General features: G+C 73.0%; 17 protein-coding genes. 7 read left to right on the top strand and 10 right to left on the bottom strand.

Annotation, left to right across the window (positions count from 1 at the left end):
* Positions 1–10: 10 nt before the first annotated feature.
* The 5 genes from NQU55_RS11485 to NQU55_RS11465 all read right to left on the bottom strand — a co-directional run bounded on the left by NQU55_RS11485 (position 11) and on the right by NQU55_RS11465 (position 6,136).
* On the bottom strand, positions 11–901 hold the full coding sequence (locus NQU55_RS11485) for a phytanoyl-CoA dioxygenase family protein (RefSeq protein ID WP_168095538.1): 891 nt from the start codon (positions 899–901) through the stop codon (positions 11–13).
* Between the two features lie 89 nt (positions 902–990).
* Entirely contained in the window at positions 991–2,832 is a 1,842-nt protein-coding gene (locus tag NQU55_RS11480; RefSeq protein ID WP_256790433.1) for a carbamoyltransferase C-terminal domain-containing protein, read from the bottom strand.
* Between the two features lie 12 nt (positions 2,833–2,844).
* Positions 2,845–4,404, bottom strand: coding sequence for a radical SAM/SPASM domain-containing protein (locus tag NQU55_RS11475; RefSeq protein WP_168096676.1), 1,560 nt, complete (start codon positions 4,402–4,404; stop codon positions 2,845–2,847).
* Positions 4,405–4,532: 128 nt separating this feature from the next.
* Complete coding sequence (locus NQU55_RS11470; protein ID WP_160330226.1) at positions 4,533–4,697, bottom strand: hypothetical protein; 165 nt, start codon at positions 4,695–4,697, stop codon at positions 4,533–4,535.
* A gap of 479 nt (positions 4,698–5,176) precedes the next feature.
* Entirely contained in the window at positions 5,177–6,136 is a 960-nt protein-coding gene (locus NQU55_RS11465) for a 2OG-Fe(II) oxygenase (RefSeq protein ID WP_256790432.1), read from the bottom strand.
* Between the two features lie 157 nt (positions 6,137–6,293).
* Between NQU55_RS11465 and NQU55_RS11460 the strand changes: the two genes are divergently transcribed.
* Positions 6,294–7,610, top strand: coding sequence for an alpha/beta hydrolase (locus tag NQU55_RS11460; protein ID WP_256790431.1), 1,317 nt, complete (start codon positions 6,294–6,296; stop codon positions 7,608–7,610).
* Positions 7,607–10,129 (top strand): bifunctional lysylphosphatidylglycerol flippase/synthetase MprF, encoded by a 2,523-nt coding sequence (locus NQU55_RS11455; RefSeq protein WP_168095282.1) that lies wholly within the window; start codon positions 7,607–7,609, stop codon positions 10,127–10,129. The genes NQU55_RS11460 and NQU55_RS11455 overlap by 4 nt, the downstream gene beginning before the upstream one ends.
* Positions 10,130–10,167: 38 nt before the next feature.
* Here the strand turns inward: NQU55_RS11455 and map are convergent, their stop codons facing one another.
* Positions 10,168–10,935 carry a type I methionyl aminopeptidase gene (gene map / locus NQU55_RS11450; protein WP_168095283.1) on the bottom strand — a complete coding sequence of 256 codons (768 nt, stop codon included), beginning with the start codon at positions 10,933–10,935 and terminating at the stop codon, positions 10,168–10,170.
* A gap of 84 nt (positions 10,936–11,019) precedes the next feature.
* On the opposite strand from map, the gene NQU55_RS11445 reads away from it, so the two are divergent.
* Both NQU55_RS11445 and NQU55_RS11440 read left to right on the top strand, forming a co-directional pair.
* On the top strand, positions 11,020–11,298 hold the full coding sequence (locus NQU55_RS11445; protein ID WP_168095284.1) for a helix-turn-helix domain-containing protein: 279 nt from the start codon (positions 11,020–11,022) through the stop codon (positions 11,296–11,298).
* A gap of 131 nt (positions 11,299–11,429) precedes the next feature.
* On the top strand, positions 11,430–12,650 hold the full coding sequence (locus NQU55_RS11440; protein ID WP_168095285.1) for an FAD-dependent oxidoreductase: 1,221 nt from the start codon (positions 11,430–11,432) through the stop codon (positions 12,648–12,650).
* Positions 12,651–12,699: 49 nt separating this feature from the next.
* Here NQU55_RS11440 and NQU55_RS11435 read toward each other — a convergent pair whose 3' ends face one another.
* The gene (locus tag NQU55_RS11435) at positions 12,700–13,323 is read right to left on the bottom strand and encodes a TetR/AcrR family transcriptional regulator (protein ID WP_256790428.1); all 624 of its coding nucleotides are present in this window, start codon (positions 13,321–13,323) and stop codon (positions 12,700–12,702) included.
* Positions 13,324–13,447: 124 nt separating this feature from the next.
* The gene (locus NQU55_RS11430; protein WP_168092670.1) at positions 13,448–13,909 is read right to left on the bottom strand and encodes a hypothetical protein; all 462 of its coding nucleotides are present in this window, start codon (positions 13,907–13,909) and stop codon (positions 13,448–13,450) included.
* Between the two features lie 255 nt (positions 13,910–14,164).
* On the opposite strand from NQU55_RS11430, the gene NQU55_RS11425 reads away from it, so the two are divergent.
* Together NQU55_RS11425 and NQU55_RS11420 are read left to right on the top strand one after the other, a co-directional pair.
* A complete protein-coding gene (locus NQU55_RS11425) occupies positions 14,165–15,754 on the top strand; it encodes a helix-turn-helix domain-containing protein (protein WP_168092669.1) in 1,590 nt (529 codons plus the stop codon).
* A 427-nt stretch (positions 15,755–16,181) separates the two neighbouring features.
* Positions 16,182–16,979, top strand: a complete 798-nt coding sequence (locus tag NQU55_RS11420) for a class I SAM-dependent methyltransferase (protein ID WP_168092671.1) — start codon at positions 16,182–16,184, stop codon at positions 16,977–16,979.
* A gap of 80 nt (positions 16,980–17,059) precedes the next feature.
* On the opposite strand, the gene NQU55_RS11415 is transcribed toward NQU55_RS11420, so the two are convergent.
* Both NQU55_RS11415 and NQU55_RS11410 read right to left on the bottom strand, forming a co-directional pair.
* Positions 17,060–18,535: a hypothetical protein gene (locus NQU55_RS11415; RefSeq protein ID WP_168092668.1), complete on the bottom strand. Its 1,476-nt coding sequence runs from the start codon at positions 18,533–18,535 to the stop codon at positions 17,060–17,062.
* Between the two features lie 209 nt (positions 18,536–18,744).
* Complete coding sequence (locus tag NQU55_RS11410) at positions 18,745–19,905, bottom strand: methyltransferase (RefSeq protein ID WP_168092667.1); 1,161 nt, start codon at positions 19,903–19,905, stop codon at positions 18,745–18,747.
* 211 nt (positions 19,906–20,116) lie between these two features.
* On the opposite strand from NQU55_RS11410, the gene NQU55_RS11405 reads away from it, so the two are divergent.
* Positions 20,117–20,938, top strand: a complete 822-nt coding sequence (locus NQU55_RS11405) for a hypothetical protein (protein ID WP_168092666.1) — start codon at positions 20,117–20,119, stop codon at positions 20,936–20,938.
* The last annotated feature ends 41 nt before the right edge of the window (positions 20,939–20,979 follow it).

The following is a 20,979-nucleotide window of genomic DNA, read 5'->3' as shown; positions in this document are numbered from 1 at the left end:
CCCGGCGCGGTCACGACCAACTCGTGAGCCCCAGGAGCCGCTCGCCCAGCGGAGTGAGCTCGGCGCGCCCGTAGAGCTCGCGCTCCTTCTTGCGAGGGCTTCCGTGGTGCTCGTGCTCGTGCGGCGGGATGCGGTCCCGCCAGAACCGTACGCGGCTGTCCCGGAGCGCGGCGTCGTCCTCCAGGGCGGGCGCCATGGAGATGTACTGTGCCATACGCACCCGGTCCGCGGAGCGGTTCGGACGCACTCCGTGCGGCAGCAGGCTGTTGAAGATGATCAGGTCGCCGGGGTCCACCCGCAGCGTCTCGATCTCGTAGCCGGTGATGTCGGGCGTCATCGGGTCGCGGTCCGGCGGCTGTTCCTCCAGCCAGCCGTCCAGCTTCTCGAAGATGCCGGGCACGCACTGGAAGCCGCCGATCTCCTCGTTGCCCTCGCTGACCGATAGCACGCCCTGGCAGCTGATGGGCAGCGGCCGCCGGGAGGTGTCGACGTCCCAGTGGACGAACCCGCCGAACGCACGGCTGCCGCGGTTGGGCGGGTTGACGTTGGCGAAGTCGATCACGACCCACAGGCCGGTGGTGTCCCAGATGTCGACGAACGCGTCGTACACCCGCTGCGTCTGCCGGTTGTCCCACATGGCCTGGTGGTTGTAGATCTCCACCAGGCCGCTGTGGCCGGGCAGCCGCTGGTTGTCCGTGCGGTCCGCGTACCAGGTGGAGGGGTCACCGGGGGTCATGTCCTCGAAGTCCCACAGGGCTCGCTCCAGCCGCTCCACGTTGCCGGCGGGCACGGCCTGACGGACGACGACGTAGCCGCGGGTGGTCCAGTGCTCCCAGTCCTCGGGGGACAGCACACGCAGGGGCAGCTCCTTGCGGATGTCCCTGAGCTGGGTCCTCGCCATGTTCGGTACTCCTTGTGACTCGTGCTCTGCGGACGGGCGGGCGGACGGACGGGCGTGCGGCGGACGGGGTGGGCGGTCACCCGGTCCGTTCAGGTGATGACGGCCCGCTCGTCGGCCAGGACGACGGCGTCCAGCGCCGTGGTGTCCAGCAGCTCCAGCGCGTCCCCGAGGTCGTTGAGGATGGGCCGTCCGCCGCCGTTGGCGCTGGTGTTGATGAGGATCGGCAGTCCGGTGCGGCCTGCCAGCGCGTGGCACAGGCGGTGCAGCAGCGGATGCTCCGCGGCGTACACGGTCTGCAGGCGCGCGGTGCCGTCGATGTGCCGCACCTCGGCGAGCTGCTCCGCCATCTCCTCGCGGACGCGCACCGCGAAGAGCATCGTGTCGGTGTGGTCGAGCGGGCCGGTGAAGTAGGCGTCGGCCACCTCGGCGGGGCACAGCGGGGCCACCGGGCGGAACCACTCGCGGCGTTTGATGGTCTGCGAGACGTGCCGCCGGGCTCCGGTCCAGTGCGGCGAGACGAGCAGCGACCGGTGCCCCAGGGCGCGCGGCCCGGTCTCCATCCCGCCGCCGAGCCAGGCCACGCACTTGCGCCCGGCGAGCAGGGCGGCCACGTGGTCGACGAGGGCGGTGTCGCTCGCGAGGGTCAGGCGGGTCCGCCCGGTGCGCAGCGGGTCGCGCGCGGTGAGCCGGGGGCCGCAGTAGGCCAGCTCCGGCCCGGGGCGGATCCCGCCGGCCGCCGGCGCCGGCCGGTCCTCCGGCGCGGCCACGGCCAGCGCCGCGCCCAGCGCGATCCCGGAGTCGTCGCAGCAGGTGGGGATGGAGACCCGGGTGAACAGGCCGCTCTCCGCGATGCGCGTGTTCGCCGTGATGTTCAGGGCGCAGCCCCCGGCGTAGCAGAGCACCGGATAGCCGGGCCAGCGCTCGTGCAGCCCGGTCACGAGGTGGGCGAGGTCCTCCTCGACGGCGGTCTGGAGCGTCGCCGCCAGGGTGCGGCAGACCGGGTCGCCCGGGCTGTGGCCCACGAGGTAGCGGTGCCCGTGCGGGGTGCGGATCTCGTCGGGGAACACCCCGCCGTAGGAGTGCACGACGTCGTCGTCGGTGGCGTCGGCCAGCAGCCCGTCGAGGTAGCCGCCGGCGTCCTCGTCGTACGGGTACCAGGTGTCCTCGTACCGCACGGCGCTGCCGGCGGGCGCCCGGCCGCCCAGGGGTGCGAGGAGGTCGGGCGTGGTGCGCCGGGCGCGCTCCCCGGCGAGCATCGTGCGCAGCACGGGCAGCAGGTCCGGGTCGGTGGCGCCGGTGGCGGCCAGGCCCAGCAGCTTGCCCGTGTCGAACTGCCCGCCGTGCGCCCTGCGGGCCAGCGCCTCGTAGACCAGCCCGAAGCGGGGGCCGGTTCGGTTGTTGAAGGACAGGACGGGGGTGAGCGACGGGCCGTCGCCCAGGCACACCATGCCGCACTCGGCGTAGTTGCCGGTGCCGTCCAGGACGAGCGTGAGGGTCCTGGCCGCCCCGGAGGTGTGGTGGGCCAGGGCCGCGTGCGCGTAGTGGTGGCGGACGGCCACGACGGGCAGGGGGCCCGCGGGGCCGTCGGCGAGCGGCCAGTCCACGGACTTCACCGGGCGCAGCACGGACGTGGCCAGGGCGTCGCCCGGGCGGCTCCAGGTGATGTCCTCGGAGACGAGCTCGACGAGCCCTTCGGGCAGGATCCGGCACGCGGGGGTGTACCAGTCGGCGACGGCGACCGCGGTGACCGGGCCGCGGGCCAGCGCGTGCAGCCGGTTCACCCAGTCGCCGATCTCGCCCGCGAACCGGGCGTTGCCGCCGCACACGTGCCGCAGCCCCACCTGCCGCTCGCCCTCGATGAGGTGGAGCCCGCCGGGCCGGACCAGTGCCGCGCCCCCGTCGTGCCCGAAGTTGAGTCCGATCGTCGGCATCTGCCGGGCTCCTCAGACGCCCGCGCAGAACTGGGCGTGGTGGCGCTCCAGCAGCCCTTGGACGACTTCGCGCATGTACGCGCAGTAGCCGGGGGACATCACCTGGATGGATCCGTTCTCCTCCTCCAGGGCGCCCGCCGAGCCGCCCGAGCACGTGCCCTGGAGCTCGCAGCCCTGGCAGCCGGGCCCGTTGGTGTAGGCGCGCATGCCGTAGTCCCGGTAGGCCGAGGAGTTGAACACGCCCCGCCAGTCGTCGATGGTGCCGAGCTTGCGCGCGGTCGCCTTGCAGGCGAACACGCTGCCGTTGGGCTCGATGGACAGCTGCCGGCCCACGGCGGGGCACGTCTTGTAGTCCGCCTGCGCGGCCCACTTCGCCTCGTCGGCGATCATCTGGAACGTCTGGTACCAGTAGCCGCTGAGCTGGACCCCGCGCTCGCGCCCGTAGTCGACGGCGGACAGCAGCTTCTGTGCCACGTCGTGCGGGCTGTGCTGCTCGAAGAACTCGCGGGCCTGGAAGGAGACGATCACGTCCAGGGAGTCCAGGCCGGCCTCGGCGACGAAGTCGATCAGCGGGGTGCCCCACTTGTCCCACGTGTACTGCGACAGGACGGTGGTGATGCTGACGGGCACGCCCGCGGCCTTCATGTCGAGGATGGCCTTGCGCACCACCGGCCACGGCGTGCGCTGCTGCTGCCCGCCGCGGAACTCGCCGGTCTCGGGGACGAGGTAGTCGATGGAGACGGTGGTGGAGACCCGGAAGTCGGCCAGGGCCCGCAGCAGCTCGGCGTCGATGCGCGAGCCGTTGCTCGTCATGTCGTACGACAGCGAGACGCCGTCGTGGAAGTGCCCGAAGGTGCGCAGGATGTGCAGGATCGTGTTGCGGGCGAGCGTCGGCTCGCCGCCGAAGAAGGACACGGTGAGCTCGCCGCCGCCGTTGGCCTTGCGCAGCGCCACCGCTTCGCGCAGCGTCTTCTCCGCCACCTGCGGGGACATGTGCATCGAGGGGTTGCGGGCGCCGTCGGTGCCCTCGTTCCAGTCGCCGCGGGCGAGCGTCGGGCCGCTGTCGCCGCGCGCGGTGCGCAGCTGGACGAGGACCGGCCCCGGCTTGACGGACTCCCCGGACGTGTTGCGTTCCTCCACCCCGCCGTCGAAGTTGTAGGCGAAACAGCCCTGACAGGAGAAGTTGCACGCGTTGGTCAGCACCAGCTGGATCGAGGAGTGGAAGACGCCGCTGCTGAGCGCCTCGCCCCGGGCGGCGAGGAGTTCGTCGATCTGTGCGGCCTCGTCGTGCCCGGCCTCCACGAGGTACTGCGCCTCGATGAGGCTGTCGACGGCCTCGCTGCCCGCCCGCTCCCGCAGCGCGTCCAGGGGGATGCCGCCGGCGGCTTCGCGGAGCAGTTCGACCGTGTCGCGGTCCACCAGGCGGGCGTTGCCGAAGAGGGAGTGGAAGGCCACCGTGCGCTCGGTGCCGTCGTAGGCGTCGAGCCGGCCGCCGAACCGGGCGAAGTCACGGTCCTTGGCGGTGCGCATCGTACGGACGTAGCGGGAGGACTGGTAAACCGGAGCCGACATCGGTGGACTTCCTCCTGGAAACGGTGCGAGATCGAACAGGCCGGGGCGGGCCGGGGGAGCGCGCTCGTGGAACGGGCCCGCCGCGGGCGTGAGGCGGCGGGCCCGTCGGAACCGGTGCGCCGGGACGACTAGGCGGGCGTGGCCGGCGCCTTCGTCTCGGAGACCTCCGTGACGGACTCCGCCTTCGGCACCGGCGTGATCGTCGGTGCGTTGCCCTTGTCGGGCGAGACGAACCCGCAGGGGCGCGACGACGCCGTGGGCGTCGGCGTGATCATTTTCTTGACTTCGGCCATCAGTCTCTCCTCGCCGTGGTCGGGCGGTATGCGTACATACGCGGTCAGCGAATCATGGCCGGGTTGGGCCGGGGGATATTTGTTCCGGCCACTTTTTTCGGAGCGTATTACTTGATCGAGGGTGATGCGATGACCATACGAATGCCATGGATTCCTGTTCGAGAAGGGTGAAGGCGATGGCGGGGTGAGGGTGGGATTCCGGCCCCACCAGGCATCATGCGAAAAACGGTCCTGCTGCTCACCGCGCCGGGTATGCATGTGCATGGCATGGATCAAATGCCAGCGCCTTACGGGCCGTTACGGAACAGGAGGGAACCGGCACCGGGAAGAAAAATGATCTGTGGCCCGCTCTTTTCCAGCGCCGCCCGGCGCTCTTCCCTGCCCGCGGCAGCGCAGCCGTGGGCGCACGCGGGGGAGCGCGCCGCATTCCCCGTGTGCGCCGGGCGGACGCTGCGCGTGTCGCCCGGCACGCCCCGGGCCTAGCGGAGGTCGTCCCAGGTGACGACCGGGCTGCCGGCGCGCAGGCTGTAATCCACGGCGGGATTCCGCGCGGGCCACTTCAGGCGCAGCCAGCCGGGAACGGTGGCGGGAATGCCGTCGTCGGCCGCCAGGTGCCAGAACGTATTCGAATCCTGGCGCGCGAAATACGGGCAGAAGAGGGAGATCACCAAAGTCACCCGGTGACCCCTCGTCACGGGGGTGACCGCGTGGAAGATACGGCTGCCGTGCAGGAACAGCGTGGCGCCGCGCTCCCCGCAGTCCGCCTCGCGGAACCGGGAATCCGCCCGCTCCGGGCCGGGGAATTCGTCCGTGCGTCCCTGGAAGTACGTGAAACGGCCGCCGTCGTAGTCGTCGTAGCCGCTCAGCTGAATGGTGAAGACGTAATCCATGCCGTCGCGGTGCCAGCGGACGCCGCCCTGCCGGCCCCGGCCCTCGCCGTAATTGACCTGGGCCGTGGGCAGCCGCAGCGGATGGGGGATCAGCGGGACGCCGACCAGCCGGGAACAGGTGAGGAGGAAGTCGCGGTCGCGGATCATGTTGGCGATGAACGGCGAGAGCAGGTCGGCGGCGCGCAGCCGCCGCGTCGCGGTGAACCCGGCGTCCTGCGCCGCCGCTTCGAGCCGCCCGCACACCGTGGCGAGGCTGTCCAGCCCCTCCTCCGTCAGGATGCGCCACGGCCCGGCGAGGGCCGCATCGTCCACCCGCCCCTTCCAGCGCCACAGTTCCTCCTCGCGGTAGCCGAACTCCCGCAGGGAGGTCACCGGCCCGGCGGGGTGCGGCGACACGAACCGGCTCCGCCAGGGCGGCTCCGCGGGGAGCCGGGCACTGCGCAGGGGCGCCCGGGCGCGCAGCGCCTTGAGGGCCTTGCGGAATCCGTCGGGGGCCTGGGGCAGAACGAGTGCGCCGGCTCTGCCGCTCCCTGTCGACGTCGTGGGCACGAGGCATCTCCTATGGGGGAGAACGCTTCCGGCTGAACGGCCGGACGAGGCCACCGAGAATTTCCCACCGCACCCCTTCCGTGGCAAGGGCTGCGACGTGCGTTCCCGAGTTGCTCCCTTTATAGGGATATGTAGCATTTTCAGGGAGGTGCGTCGGATGCGGATCGCGGCAGGACCGCTGGACTGGTCCCTGGTGAGCGGATGGATTCCGGTCGCCCTGCTCGCCGTGGGCCTGTGCGCCCTGGCGGTGCTCCTCTTCTCCCGCCGCCGCACCTGGTGGACCCGGTGGGCCCCGCTCGCCGTCCTGCTGGCCGCAATCCTCACCTGGCTCCTGCGGACCGCAGTCGACGACTGGTGGCAGCCCTTCCCCGACCCCCTGCCCCTCAACGTCGTCATCTGGGCCGGGATCGCCGTCCTCGGCGTCTGCCTCGCCGCCTTCCGCATCCCGCGGCTGCGCCCCCGCTACTGGGCCGGCGCCGCCCTCGCCGCCCTCCTCGCCGTGCTCCTGGGAGCCTCCGAGATCAATCAGCACTTCGACCAGTACCCCACCGCGCGCTCCGCCCTCAACTCCTGGCTCACCAAGACCACGAGCATCACCGACGCCACCGGACGCACCGAGCCCGCCCTGCGCGTCCCCGCGGGCAAGGCCGTCGCCGACGTCTGGCACCCGCCCCCGGGCATGGCCGGGAACGGCACCCTCTCCAAGTCGTCCATCCCCGGCACCCGGTCCGGCTTCGACGCCCGCAGCGCCTACGTCTACCTGCCGCCCGCCTACCGGGCCACCCCACGCCCCCTGCTGCCCGTCGTCGTCCTCATGGCCGGCCAGCCCGGGTCCCCCGACGACTGGATCAACTCCGGGCGGCTCGTCGACATGATGAACGCCTTCGCCGGCGCGCACCGCGGACTCGCGCCCGTGATCGTCGTCGTGGACCCGCTCGGCTCCCAGTTCGCCAACACCCTCTGCCTCGACTCCCGCCTCGGCAACGTCCAGACCTACCTCGCCACCGACGTCCCCGACTGGATCCGCACCCACCTCCAGGTCGCCACCGCCCGCACCTCCTGGGTGATCTCCGGCATCTCCTTCGGCGGCACCTGCTCGATCCAGCTCGGCGTCAACGCCCCTCAGGTCTACGGGGTCGTCAACGACATCTCCGGCCAGGAGGCGCCCACGCTCGGCAGCCGGCAGAAGACCGTCGACAAGGCCTTCGGCGGCGACGAGGCGGCCTTCACCGCGGTCAACCCCCTCGACGTCATGGCACGGCAGCGCTTCCCCGGCACCAAGGCCGCCTTCATCGCGGGCAGCAGCGACAGCACCTACCGGCCCCAGCAGCGCACGGTGTACGACGCGGCCGTCAAGGCCGGGATGCGCGCCCAATGGGTCCTGCTGCCCGGCGGCCACAGCTGGCAGGTCTGGCGGCCCGGACTGGAGCGGCAACTGCCGTGGATCTCCCGCGAGACGGGGCTGATCCGATGAGCGGGACCACCGCCCCGCCGCCCGCGCCCACCACCGGCGACACCACCCACCCCTGGCGCGTCACCCTCGACCGGCTGCTCGCCCCCGTCCGGCACGCCCCCTTCACCCTCGCCTTCCTCGCGGTGCTGTGGATCGTCGGGGCGGTCACCGGAAGCCTCGGCAGCGGGCCGGGCCCGCACCGCATGGAGCACGTCGGCGTCGGGGTCCCCGCACTCGCCGAAGGCCGCTGGTGGACCCCCGTCAGCTCCCTGCTGTGGTGCCCCGGACTCGGCGGCTACATCGGCTCCACCGTCGTCATCCTGCTGCTCGTCACCCCCTCCGAGCGGCGCCTGGGCGTGGCCCGCACCGCGGCCGTCCTCATCGGCGGCCAGATCCTGGGCACGCTCCTCGGCGTCGGCATCGTCCAGCTCGGCAATATCGCGGGGGAGTGGTGGCTGGAAGAGCTCGCCGGCTACCTCGCGGTGACCCCGACCGTCGGCGCCCTCGCCGTCGGCGGCGTCCTCAGCTACCGGCTCACCGCCCTGTGGCGGCGCCGCACCCGCCTCGGCATCGTCGCCTTCGCCCTCGTCATGGCCCTCTACGTCGGCCACCTCCAGGGCGTCCTGCGCCTAGGCGGCGCCGTCGTCGGCCTCGTCATCGGCGCCGTGCTGTACCACCGGACCGGCCCCTGGCGCCTGCGGCACTCCTCCCACACCGAGGCCCGCGTCCTCGTCGCGCTCGTCGTGGCCGCCGCCGCCATCGGCCCCATGGTCGCGATCCTCTACCGCGACGCCTACGGCCCCCTCAACTCCTTCCAGCTCTACGTCTCCGTGCAGCCCACCGGCCAGGAGGTCGCCGAGGCCTGCGCGGCCTCGCAGGAGGACTGCCACTTCGTCCACGCCCTGCGGAACTTCCACGACTCCCCGGCCACCGTCATGGCCGTGCTCGTCCCCGCCCTCATGCTCGTCCTCGCCGAGGGCCTGCGCCGAGGGCTGCGGCTCGCCTGGGCGCTGGCCGTACTCGTCCACCTCGCCTGGATCGCCCTCTTCTCCTGGTGGCTGGACGACTTCCTCAGCCACCCCGCCGGGTGGGCCGAGCCCGCCGAACGCTCCACGTACGCCCAGGCCTTCGCGGAGCAGATGCTGCTGCCCGTCCTGATCGTCGTCCTCCTGATCGCCACCCGCACCCGCTTCGACCTGCGGCTGCCGCGCTCGGCCACGCGCGGCCTCGCCGCCGTCGTCGGCGGTGCGCTCGTCCTGGCCTGTGCCGCGTACGTCGGGATCGGCTACGCCGTGCGCGACCAGTACGACCCCGACGCCACGCCGTCGGTGCTCTTCTCCGGGCTGGCCTCGGAGTTCCTGCCGCCCACGCTGCTCGCCACCTTCACCGACTGGCCGGTCCCGGTCGGCGGGACCGCGCAGGCCCTCTTCCACTACTGCGGCCTCGTCTTCTGGCTCGTCACCCTGATCGCGCTGCTGGTCACCTTCCGCCGCCCGCGCCTGCACACCGACGCCGACGCCGCCGTGCGCGCCCGCGCACTCCTCGTCGCGCACGGCGGCTCGACGCTCAGCTACCTCACCACGTGGGACGGCAACTACTACTGGTTCGACGCGAAGGGCCGGGCGGCCGTGGCCTACCGGGTGGTCGCCACCGTGGCCCTGACCACCGGCGAACCCTTCGGCGCGCCCGACGCGCGGGCCGAGGCCGTCGCGGGCTTCTCGCGCCACTGCGACGAGCGCGGCTGGACACCGTGCTTCTACAGCGTCGGCGAGGAGTCGCGTGCCGCGGCCGAGGCCCTGGGCTGGCGCTCGGTGCAGGTCGCCGAGGACACCGTCGTGCCCCTGCCCGACCTCGCCTTCACCGGCAAGAAGTGGCAGGACGTGCGCACCGCCCTCAACAAGGCCAAGAAGGAGGGCATCGCCGCCGAGTGGTGGTCCTACCCCGACGCCCCGGTCGCCATCACCGACCAGGTGCGCTCGATCTCCGAGGAGTGGGTCGCCGACAAGGGACTGCCGGAGATGGGCTTCACCCTCGGCGGCCTGGACGAGCTCGACGACCCGGCCGTGCGCTGCCTGATCGCCGTGGACGCCGACCGCACGGTGCACGGCATCACCAGCTGGATGCCGGTCTACGAAGCGGGCCGGCCGGTCGGCTGGACGCTGGACTTCATGCGGCGCCGGGCCGCGGGCTTCCGCGGCTCGATGGAATTCCTCATCGCCTCGGCCGCGCTCGGCTTCCAGGAGGAGGGCGCCCGCTTCCTCAGCCTCTCGGGCGCCCCGCTCGCCCGCAAGGCCACGGAGGAGCCGCCTGCGGCGCTCCAGCGGATCCTCGACTACGGGGGCAAGGTCCTCGAACCGGTCTACGGCTTCCGGTCGCTGCTGACCTTCAAGTCCAAGTTCCAGCCGCAGTACCACCCCATGTACATGGCCTATCCGGACCCGGCCGCCCTCCCCGCCATCACCCGCGCCATCGGCAAGGCGTACCTGCCGCACATGACGCCGGCCCAAGGGGTGCGGCTGATGCGGCAGTTCTCCGCCTGAGCGGGCGCCGGCGGTCTTGCGACCGGCTCACGGCAGCCTCACGGCAGCGTGAGCACCCGCGGGCCGTCGTGCGTGATGGCGACCGTGTGCTCGATGTGCGCGGCGCGGCTGCCGTCGACGGTGCGCAGCGTCCACCCGTCGGGGTCCGTGCGGTAGTCGTTGCGCCCGCCCGCCATGAGCATCGGCTCTATCGCGAGGACCAGGCCGTGGCGCAGCGGCAGGCCCCTGCGGGGGCGTCCCCAGTTGGGGACGTGCGGGTCCTCGTGCATCTGCCGGCCGATGCCGTGACCGCCGAACTCCTCGGGCATGCCGTAGCGCCCGGCGCGGGCGACCGTCGAGACGGCGTGGGCGATGTCCCCGATGCGGTTGCCGACGACCGCCGCGGCGATGGCGGCGTCCAGGGCCCGCTGCGTGGCGTCGACGAGGGCGGTGTCGGCGGGCCGGGGCGTGCCGACGATGAAGCTCACCGCGGAGTCGCCCGTCCACCCGTCGAGCCGGGCGCCGCAGTCGATGCTGACCAGGTCGCCGTCGCGCAGCGCGTAGTCGTCCGGGATGCCGTGCACGACCGCGTCGTTGACCGAGGCGCAGATCACCGCCGGGAAGGGGGTGGGGGCGAAGGAGGGCCGGTAGCCGAGGAAGGGGGAGCTCGCCCCGGCCTCGCTCAGCACGGCGCGCGCCGCCTCGTCCAGCTCCCGCAGCCGTACTCCGGTCCTCGCGGCGTCACGGGCCGCCGTCAGCGCATGGGCGACGACCCGGCCCGCCGCGCGCATGGCCTCCAGTTCACCGTCGGTCTTGATCTCCACCATGGTTCCGAACCCCCTCGACGTACTGCCAATTTTTATACCGGCATTCTTATACCGGTATTAGTATCACGGTCTAGTATCGGGTGCATGGTGAGGACCCCTTTGACCCCCTGGGAGCGGTGCCGCGGCGAGATGCTCGGCGCCCTGCTCCGCGAGGCGCGCGGCGAGCGGAGCATGGTGGAGGTCGCCGCTGCCTCGGGGCTGTCCGCGGAGACGCTCCGCAAGATCGAGACCGGCCGCGCGCCGACGCCCGCCTTCTTCACGATCGTGGCGCTGGCCTCCGTGCTGAACCTGTCCATGGAGCAGCTGGCTGCCGCGGCCGCGGCGGGCGCCGACGCGGCGGAAGGGGAAGTGCTGACGGCGTGAAGGCGGGGGCCGGCCCCCGCTCCTGACGGCTTTTCGGGCCCTCCCGTGTGCGCCGCCTGACCGATCGGTTAGATTGCTGACCGATCGGTCAGAGTCATGCGTGGAGTCATGCGCGGCGAGAGGCGGGAATCATGGAAAGCACGACGTGCTGTGTGGTGGGCGGCGGGCCTGCGGGCATGATGCTGGGACTGCTGCTGGCCAGGGCGGGCATCCGGGTGACCGTCCTGGAGAAGCACCGCGACTTCCTGCGCGACTTCCGCGGCGACACCGTCCACCCCTCCACCCTGCGGCTGCTGGACGAGCTCGGCCTGGGCGAGCGGTTCGCGGAACTGCCCTTCCCCAAGCTGGAGGAGATGCGGATGGAGATCGGCGGCACCACCGTCGTCGCGGCCGACTTCCGCCGCATCCCCGGCCGCCACAAGTACATCGCCATGGTCCCGCAGTGGGACTTCCTCGACCTGCTGGCGAGCGCGGCCGCCGCCGAACCCTCCTTCACCCTGCGCATGTGCACCGAGGTCACCGGCCTGCGCAAGGAGGGCGGCCGCATCACCGGCGTGCGCTACACCGCCGAGGACGGCACGCCCGGCGAGATCGAGGCCGCCCTGACCGTCGGCTGCGACGGCCGCCGCTCCGTCGTCCGCAGGGAAGCCGGCCTCGCCCAGGACGAGTTCGACGTCCCCATGGACGTCTGGCAGGTCCGCGTGGACGCACCCCGCGGCGGCGTCAAGGACGGCCGCGTCTTCGCCCGCTTCGGCGGCGGGCAGGCCGCGGTCACCATGGACCGGGGCGCCTACTTCCAGACCTCCTACCTCATCGCCAAGGGCCGCGACGCCGAGCTGCGCACCCACGACGTCCAGTGGTTCCGCGACCGGCTCGGCGGCCTCTTCGGCTGGGACGCCGACGTCACCGGCGCCATCCGCTCCTGGGACGACGTGAAGCTGCTCGACGTGACGATGGGACGGCTGCCGCGCTGGTACGCGGGCGGCCTGCTCTGCATCGGCGACGCGGCCCACACCATGTCGCCCGTCGGCGGCGTCGGCGTCAACCTCGCGATCCAGGACGCCGTGGCCGCCGCCCGCATCCTCGCCGGCCCGCTGCGCGAGGGAAGGGTGAGCCTCCACGACCTCGCCCGGGTGCAGAAGCGCCGGCGGCTGCCGACGGCCCTGGTGCAGCAGTCGCAGCTGGGCGAGCACCGGCTGATCCGGAGCGCCCTCGACGGCACCCTCGACGCCGCCGCCCTGCCCCTGCCGATGCGCCTCCTGCGCCGCGCGGCACCCCTGCGCACGGTCACCGCCTACCTGGGCGGCATCGGGATACGGCCCGAGCACGCGCCCGCCTTCGCGAGGGCGTAGCGCACCCGGCTTCGCGAGGCCCCGGCGCACACCGCGACGGGCACCCGGCTCAGGCCGGGGCCCGGACCGCGTGGAGAGTGAACGTCACCAGCTCCTCGGCCGCCGCGCCGAGGTCGACGTCCGGGTCGGCGAGCCAGTGCGCGACCACCCCGTCGATCGCCCCGCCGATCGCGAGCGCCACCGCCCGCGTGTCGAACGCCCGCAGCCGGCCCGCCGCCTGCCCGGCCGCCAGCAGCTCCGCCAGGGCCTGCCAGCGGCCGCCGGTGTCGTGCCGGCCCGGCGTCTTCAGCTGCGTGCCGCCCTCGTCGTCGAGGAGCATCTCGGTGATGACCCGCACGTGCCGCCGGTTGGCCTGCTGATAGCCGACCATCGCCCGCACGTAGGCGACGAGCGCGTCCAGCGGATCCGCCTCGCGCTCCACGCGCTCGGTGACGTACGCGCCGAACTGCTCCAGCACCTGCGCGAACGTCGCGCGCGTGAGGTTGTCCTTCGACGAGAAGTGATAGAGGACCGCGGCCTTGGAGATCCCGGCCCGCTCCGCGATCGCCGACAGCGACGTCGCCGGATAGCCCCGGGTGGAGATCAGGTCGATGGTGCTCTCGATGATCTGCTGCCGGCGCGCCCGCTCCGTGAAGGTCGGCGCGCCGGGACCGGCACTGCGGCGAGGGGTCATCGCGACGCCACCTCCGCCTTTCTCGCTCTGCGGCCTTCACCGTCCTCCGGCCGACGGACACCAGACCGTACACCGCCGCGTCCGCGCCCGGACGGGCGGGCGGGGATCGGGGCCCGCCCGCCGGTCAGTCCCACCAGTTGAACAGGACGTCCCCCAGGCACGCGGGCTTCCAGTAGCGGATCTCGGTCAGCTCGGCCGGGGTCAGGTCCGTGACGTCGACCTCCTCCAAGGGCGTCATCAGCTCCTTGACCCCCATCACCTGCAGCCCCGCCGTCTCGAAGGCCTGCGCCCACAGCGGCGGGTCCGCGAAGCCCGGAACCGGCTTGCCCTCGCTGACCGCGTCGGTGGTGAAGGCGACCACGGGCAGATGGACGTGGCCCAGCGCGGTGAACGCCCGGCCGTACCCGTCGGTGAGGGTCGCATGGCGGAACGTGTGCATCTCGCCGGGGACCATCTCACCGGCCCGCCCCCGGGCCTCCATGGCCGCGGTGAAGCAGGCGGCCCGGAACAGCGCCGCCTCGGTCCGCGGCAGAGGGGCCTCGTGCGGCCCCCGGAAACCCGTAGCCCCCCGCGCCAGACGGATCAACGTGACTTCCCTCCCCGTACGTCTCGTCCCGTCACGCAGGTGCTCATCCGTGACGCCTGGCTCCTCCCTACCCAGCACAACGCGCGAACCGCCTCTGCGTACGCTCCACCCGCAGTGCGACCGGCCTGCCGCGCCACGGCACGCGCCCCCCGGCGTGCACACGCCCAACGCACCTCCGTACAACGGCGCGAGCACTCCGCGCGCCCTCAAGTAGCCTGGGGGAAAGGGTGAAAAGGGTGGGAAAGGGGTGGCCTTGTGGTCACAGAAGACGGCGGCGAACAACTCCGGGGGCAGTCACACGACCACGCGGCCCGGCTGAACCGGCTGCTGGACCTCGCACGCGCGGGGGAGAGCGGCGACGACGCGTCCGTCCGCCGCCTGGTCACCTGGCTCGCCGGAGCCCTCGGCGGCGCCGTCACCCTGGCCGGACGGGACGGAGAACCCCTGACCGGCCCGGCCTCCCGCGCCGAAGCCGCCGCCCACCGGGAACTCGCCGCACGCGCCGGCGAACTGCTCGGCCAGGTCGCCGGTGGCCGGCTCCACGCCGCAGCCGTGGACGACCACCACGGGCAGCTGCGGCTCGTAGCCCTCGGACGCCGCGCCCCGCACCCCGTCCTCGCCGCCGCCCTGCCCCGGCCGTTCGGCGAACAGGACGCGGCCCTCCTCGGCCACGCCGCAGCCGTCCTGGCCCTGCTGCTCAAGGCCCGCGAGGCCGAGGAGCAGCGCCGGAGCGCGGAACGCGCCACGGAATGCCTGCGGCTCGCCGTCTTCCAGCTCCTCATGGGCGGGGACGTCGCCCTGGCCCAGCGCACCGCCGCCGGCCTCGGCTCCGGCCTGCTCGACGCCGACACGGCCCGCGTCCACGTCCTCGAACTCCCCGGCCACCGGCGCGAAATCCTCGTCCGCGCATGCGAAGAGGCCACCGGGGAGCGCGCCCTGGCCGTGCGCTGCGCCGCGTACGACAGCCAGCTCATCGTCGTCGCCCCCACGACGCGGCGGGGCGGGCCGGAGGAGGATGCCGCCCACGACGCCGGCGACCACGACGTCGCCGCCGTACTGCACCGCTTCGTCGAAGAGCACCCCGGCGTCTTCCTCGGCTCCGGCGGCCTCCACCCCCTCGCGCAACTGGCCGACGCCTACGGCGAAGCCGCCCGCGCCCTGGCCGTGGCCCGCTACCGGCCCGGCCGGGTCGCCGAACACCTGCCCCAGACCCGGCTGACCGCCCTCCTCGACCCGGCCGCCTCGGGCGCCTGGGCCGCCCGCGTCCTGCGGCCGCTGGATACGCTGCCGCACCACGGGCGCGGCCCCCTGCTCGCCACGGTCGGCCTCGGGCTGGAGTTCACGGCGGTCAACGCGGCCAAGATCCTCGGCATCAGCCGCAACACCGTCCGCGCCCGGATGGACAGGACGGCCGCCCTGCTCGGCGCCGACCTCGCGGACGTACGCGCCCGCGCCGCACTCCACCTGGCGCTGCAGATGCCCCCCGCCGCCCCCGGCACGGCGGCGGACGACGGCTCCCGGCCGGCAGGCCTGGAACGCCTGCTCGCGGCCGGCCCCGTCCGCGACTGGGCGCAGGAACTCCTCGGGCGCCTCGCGGCCGCCGACCGCGACCTGCGCCGCACCCTGCGCACGTGGATCGCCGAGAACACGGCGGTCGAGGAGACGGCGGCCCGCCTGGGCGTACACCCCCGCACCGTGCGCGACCACCTGCGCGGCGCCGAGCAGCTGCTGGGCCGCCGGCTCGTCCCGGGCGGCGGCGACCTCTACGAAGTGGTCCTCGCGTGCGCCGCCCTGGAGGAAGTGGACCTCGGTTCCCGGCCCGGCTGCGTCATGTGCGCCGCGTGAGGCGTCGCACCGGGGAGAGCCGGGCCTGGTCACCGTGCACCCGTGACAGAAACCGGCGCACAACCGTGCATCCGTGACGTGTCCGCACCCGCCCGCCGGGACCTAACGTGGTCTCACCGGCGCTGCACCGCGCCGGTTCACGGGGGAACGGTGCCGCCGGCCCGACCGCCCGGCGAGCCTGTCCACGCCCGCCTGATCCGCACGCGGGCGTGGACACGGAGCCGGGCCCGGGGCCGCGCCACGGCACGGCCTCCGGGCGCCCGCACTTGGGGGTGCGCCCGCGCCCGGGGCCGGCGGCCCGTCCGGGAAAACCGTTGGCCCGTCCGCGAGCCCTCCCGCTAGCGTCACGCACGTGACGACGACCAGTGGACAGACGGACAGCGGGCGGGCCGGTCGTGCGGAGGGGTGGCGCGAGACCAACCGCGCGATGTGGGATGAGCGGGTTCCGCTCCACACGGGCAGCGCCTTCTACGACCTCGCGGGGTTCAGGGCCGGCCGCAACGACCTGCGCGGGTTCGAGCCGGACGAGGTCGGGGACGTCACCGGCAAGCGCCTGCTGCACCTGCAGTGTCACATCGGCACCGACACCCTGTCCTGGGCCCGCAAGGGTGCGGACGTGACGGGTCTGGACTTCTCCGGCGCGGCGGTGGAGGCGGCGCGGGACCTGGCGGCGGAAGTGGGGGAGGAGCGGGCCCGGTTCGTCGAGGCGGACGTGTACGACGCGCCCGCCGCGCTGCGGGGCGAGACCTTCGACATCGTCTACACGGGCTTCGGGGCCCTGTGCTGGCTGCCCGACCTGGAGCGCTGGGCCCGTACGGCCGCCTCGCTGATCGCGCCGGGCGGCTTCCTGTACCTGGCGGAGTTCCACCCCGTGGCCATGTGCCTGGGCGAGGACGGCAGGGCCTTCGCCGAGGACTACTTCGCCCGCGGGCCGCTCACCTACGACGAGCCGGGCTCGTACGCCGACATGAGCGCCCCGACGCGGCACAACCGCTCGGTGGAGTGGCTGCACACGATGGGCGACGTGGTGAGCGCGGTGAGCGCGGCGGGGCTGCGGCTGGAGTTCCTCCACGAGTACGACTTCACGCTGTTCGAGTTCCTCGACGACATGGTCCGGGGACAGGACACCAGCGGCAGCCGGGGAGGCGGGAGCACGGTCTACCGCCTCCCGGAGGGCCGCCCGCGCGTGCCGATGGTCTACTCGCTGCGCGCGTCCAAGGAGTAGGAGCACGGGGGCCGAAAGGGAAGAGCACCGGTACGCGCTTCGGGAGCGCGTACCGGTGCTCTTGCCCGCCTGTGCGGGGCCTACTTGCGGCGGCCCGCCGTGGAGACGGTTCCCTCTCCGCCCGCGAGCTTCCACTCCTTGTGGAGCGAGCCCAGCGGAATGGGCTTCTGGAAGATCGGCGTGCCGAAGATCTTCAGCTGGAGCTGGAGGGCTCCGGCCAGGTCCAGCCCGCCGTACGCGGCCCACTTGCCGGTGGCCGAAGCCGAGCCGTCGGCGGCCGCGGCGGCCCGCCCCTCGACCTCGGCCCGCAGGTACGGGGCGACGTCGGCCGTGACGCCGACCGCGCCGTACAGGCCGACGGAGGCCTCGGCGCCGAGCGTGGCCTTCACCTTGCCGGCCGCTTCCACCGACGCCTGCGGCGACGTGGCCGTGATGTCGGAGGTGTTGACCGGCGACCAGCCCTTGCCCTTGGTGTACTCGCCGCCGACGCGGAAGCCTCCCTTGAGGTCCTCCTTGACGTCGACGTTGACGTGGCCGTCGGCGTCCACCTGCAGGTAGCAGGTGAGGCCGAGGTTGACCACGACGGGCACCGCGCCGACCTGGATGACCGGCGAGGCGTGCAGCTTGGCGAACGGCAGCCGCAGCGGCTTGCCGTCCGTCGACGCGGCGGCCTGGCCCTTGAGCTCCCACTGGGAGGACCAGTCGCCCGACAGGGACACCGAGGCGCCGGCGGGTGCCCCGCCGAAGCCGGAACCGCCGCCGTCGTAGGCGAAGTTCACCTCCGGAGCCAGCTGGACGTAGCCCGATGCCGACGCCGAGGCGGACGCGGGGGCGTCCTTGGCGGTGGCGATGGACGTGCCGACGTCGATCCGCAGGTTGCCCAGCGGCAGCTTCGCGCCCTTGGGCCCGAAGCGCAGGTCGCCGGTCTTGGCCCAGGAGACCTTGACGCCCTTGACGAGCGGCTCGACGCCGACCGTGGACGGGTCCACGGGGACCGATCCGCCGGCCTTGGCGTCGCCCAGCAGGGCGCCCATCGTCGCCGGGGCGGTGTTGACCTCGGTGCCCTTCTCGGTCTTGCCGAGCACCTTGGTGACCTTGGCGAGGACACCGTCGGGGGCGCCGGGGGCGGGGGCGCTGGCGATGATGTCGCCGACGTCCACCTGGTTGCTCTTCTCGGGAGCCGCACTGCTTCCGGCGCTTGCCGAGCCGGAGGGCGTGGGGGTGCGGCCGGGGGCCAGGCCCTTCGGGGGCTTCGCCGCGCCGGAGATGACGGCGCGTCCGCTCTTCCGGTCGAACGAGGCGACCTTCAGCGAGGACTTCTGCGCGGTCTTGCCGGAGCCGGACGGGCGGGCCACGGCGGTCGGGGCGCCCGCGCCCTCGGGCGCGGCCCGGACGGCGAGCTGGGGTTCCGCGGCGGGCGGTCGGGCCGCTGCGGCCTGCTCGGTGCCGGCACCGGTGTCACTGCCGGACGGCCCGGAGGCCGCGGAGCACCCGGTGGCGAGCAGAGAGGCAGCGGTGATGGCGGGTAAAGCTATGAATCGTGCGGGCTTGCGCAAATTCGATCCTCGGGAGCGTGAGGTGGGGGCAGGCCGGGGGAGTACGCACTCCGGCCCGCATCACACGGCATGGACGGGTGAACCGGACGGCTACCCGCCGGTAACGGCATGATCATGCCATGGCCGAAGGGGCCCTCAGAAGCCTTAAACCACTGGCGGGCAGTGATCTGGATCACTGCCCGCCAGTGGGGTCTCCCGGTGGGGAAAGTTCAGTTTTTGACCGACCGCAGAACGACGAACTTCGGGTCGCTCGCCACCATCTCGCAGTTGCCGAAGAGACGGCGCAGCTTCACGTGGTACCCGAGGTGACGGTTGCCGATGACCCACAGCTCCCCGCCGGGCCGCAGCACGGCACGCGACCCGGTGAACATGCGCCAGGCCGTCGCGTCGGTGGTCGACTGGTGGGAGTGGAAGGGCGGGTTGTTGAGCACCAGGTCCACGGAGTCGGCGGGCATCCCCGACAGCCCGTCGCCCACCCGGAACTCGGCCGCGGCCCGCTCGCCCGCGTTCTCCCGGAAGGTGGCCTCCGCGGACGCCACCGCCTGGTACGACTCGTCGACGAACACCACCTCGGCCTGCGGGTTGGCCAGGGCCGCGGCCGTCCCGACGATGCCGTTGCCGCAGCCGAGGTCCACGATGCGCTCCGGGCCGCGCCGCTGCGGCAGGTTGCGCAGGAAGAAGCGGGTGCCGATGTCGAGCCGCTCGGCGCAGAAGATGCCGGCGTGGTTGGTGACCGTCAGCCCGGAGGCCGGGCCGATGCCCAGCGGCAGCGAGTAGCTGTGGGGCCAGGGGCTCGCGGCCCGGGGGAGGGCGGGGTCCGGCGAGCAGAAGATGAGCCGGGCCTTCTTCACGGCCAGCGAGGTCCGGGTGGGGCCGACGATCCGCTCGAACAGCTTCAGCGTCGAGGTGTGGATCTCGGTCACCTTGCCGGTGCCGACCACGACGGTCCCCGCGTGCAGCCGGGGTGCGAGCCGGTGCAGCTGGTCCTCCAGGAGCGCGAGGCTCTTGGGCACGCGGACCAGCAGGACGTCGATGCGGTCCGGCGGGGCGTCCTGCGTCGACAGCAGGGTGACGGCGCCGGGCGCGACGCCGTTGCGCTCGAGGTTCAGACGGGTGGCCTGCTGGGCGAGGAACGAGTCGGTGATCTGGACCGGGCCGTGGCCCGGCGCGGCGAGGGCGGTGGTCAGCGCGCCCCACCGGTCGCCCAGCACGGCCACCGTGCCGGACAGGTCCGTGGGGCCGTCCGCGGTCTCCGTGCTCCCCGCCAGATGGCTGAGGAGGTATTCATCGGCGGCGTCCCAGGCTCGGAGCCGGTCGCGGGGGTCCTCGGGGAAACGAGTCAGGCCCAGCTCGCCCCATGGCGTCATCAAACGGTTCATTGTGCCCTCAGGCTAGTCGAGACCCCTGGTGCGGGTGAGCACGGCCGCTCCGCCGGCGAACGAACGGCTGCCGATCGCCGGCCTCGCGGACCGGGCCCTCTCTCCCTCCCTCCGCCGGGGAGCGAGCGCCGCGCCGCCCGTCCCGATCACTGGGTAAAGTGTCGCCGCCACACGAACAACGCAGGTGAAACGGGGTCAGGGCATGGGCATACTCAACCGGGTGAAGAACCTGGGCGACCAGGTGGGGACGGCGGCCACCTCCTTCGGCAAGGACGTCGCCCACGCCGTGCAGCGCGGCGTCGACGCCGGGCGCGCAGGGACCAACGCCTCCGGCGACTGGGTCCTGTCCGTCCTGCGCTCGCTGCCCGCTCCCGCCGCGCCCACACCCGTGGAGTGGGAGTTCTCCCTCGGCGCCCTGATCTGCCGCCACCCCAAGGTCCCTGCCATCACCGCCAAGGCCCTGCGTCCGCTGGACGGCATCGGCGCGCTGCGCTTCGGACCCGAGTCGGTCGGCTTCGACGGCGAGGACATCCCCTGGGACAAGGTCGTCCACCTCCAGCTGCACGACGCCTTCAGCGCCATGACCACGGAGGCGCTCGACGCCGAGATCGACCGGATCCGGGACCTCCTGCCCATGCTCCCCGGGCGGAAGTGGGTCGTCACCAAGGTGGTCGAGGGCCTCGCCTCCGTCATGCTCGCCGCGCTCGAGCAGGCGGGCGAGCAGCGGCTGGAGACGGTGAACGTCGCCTGCGAGATCACCTACCGCGGCGCGCTGGGCATGAAGAAGACCCTGCGGGCCAACATGTTCAGCACGGCCCTGCTGGCCCAGCAGGCCGAGGTCATGCACAGCCTGGTGCTCACGGCCCAGGCCAAGGGCATCCCCGTGCTCCCCGCGGAGCCGCCGCTGCACGGCACCAAGACCGGCGAGCGCGTCCTCGCCCTGCGGGCCCGCACGGACACGGTGGCCGCCCAGCTGCGAGCCGAACAGGCCACGGAGCAGGCGGCCCTCGACTCCGGCCGCTGACCTGCACCGACCCCGGGCCGGCGCTGCGGGCCCGGGGTCGG

The sequence above is a fragment of the Streptomyces telluris genome (assembly GCF_024519335.1).
GTDB lineage: Bacteria > Actinomycetota > Actinomycetes > Streptomycetales > Streptomycetaceae > Streptomyces > Streptomyces telluris.
This window is presented reverse-complemented; position numbering and strand designations above follow the sequence as displayed.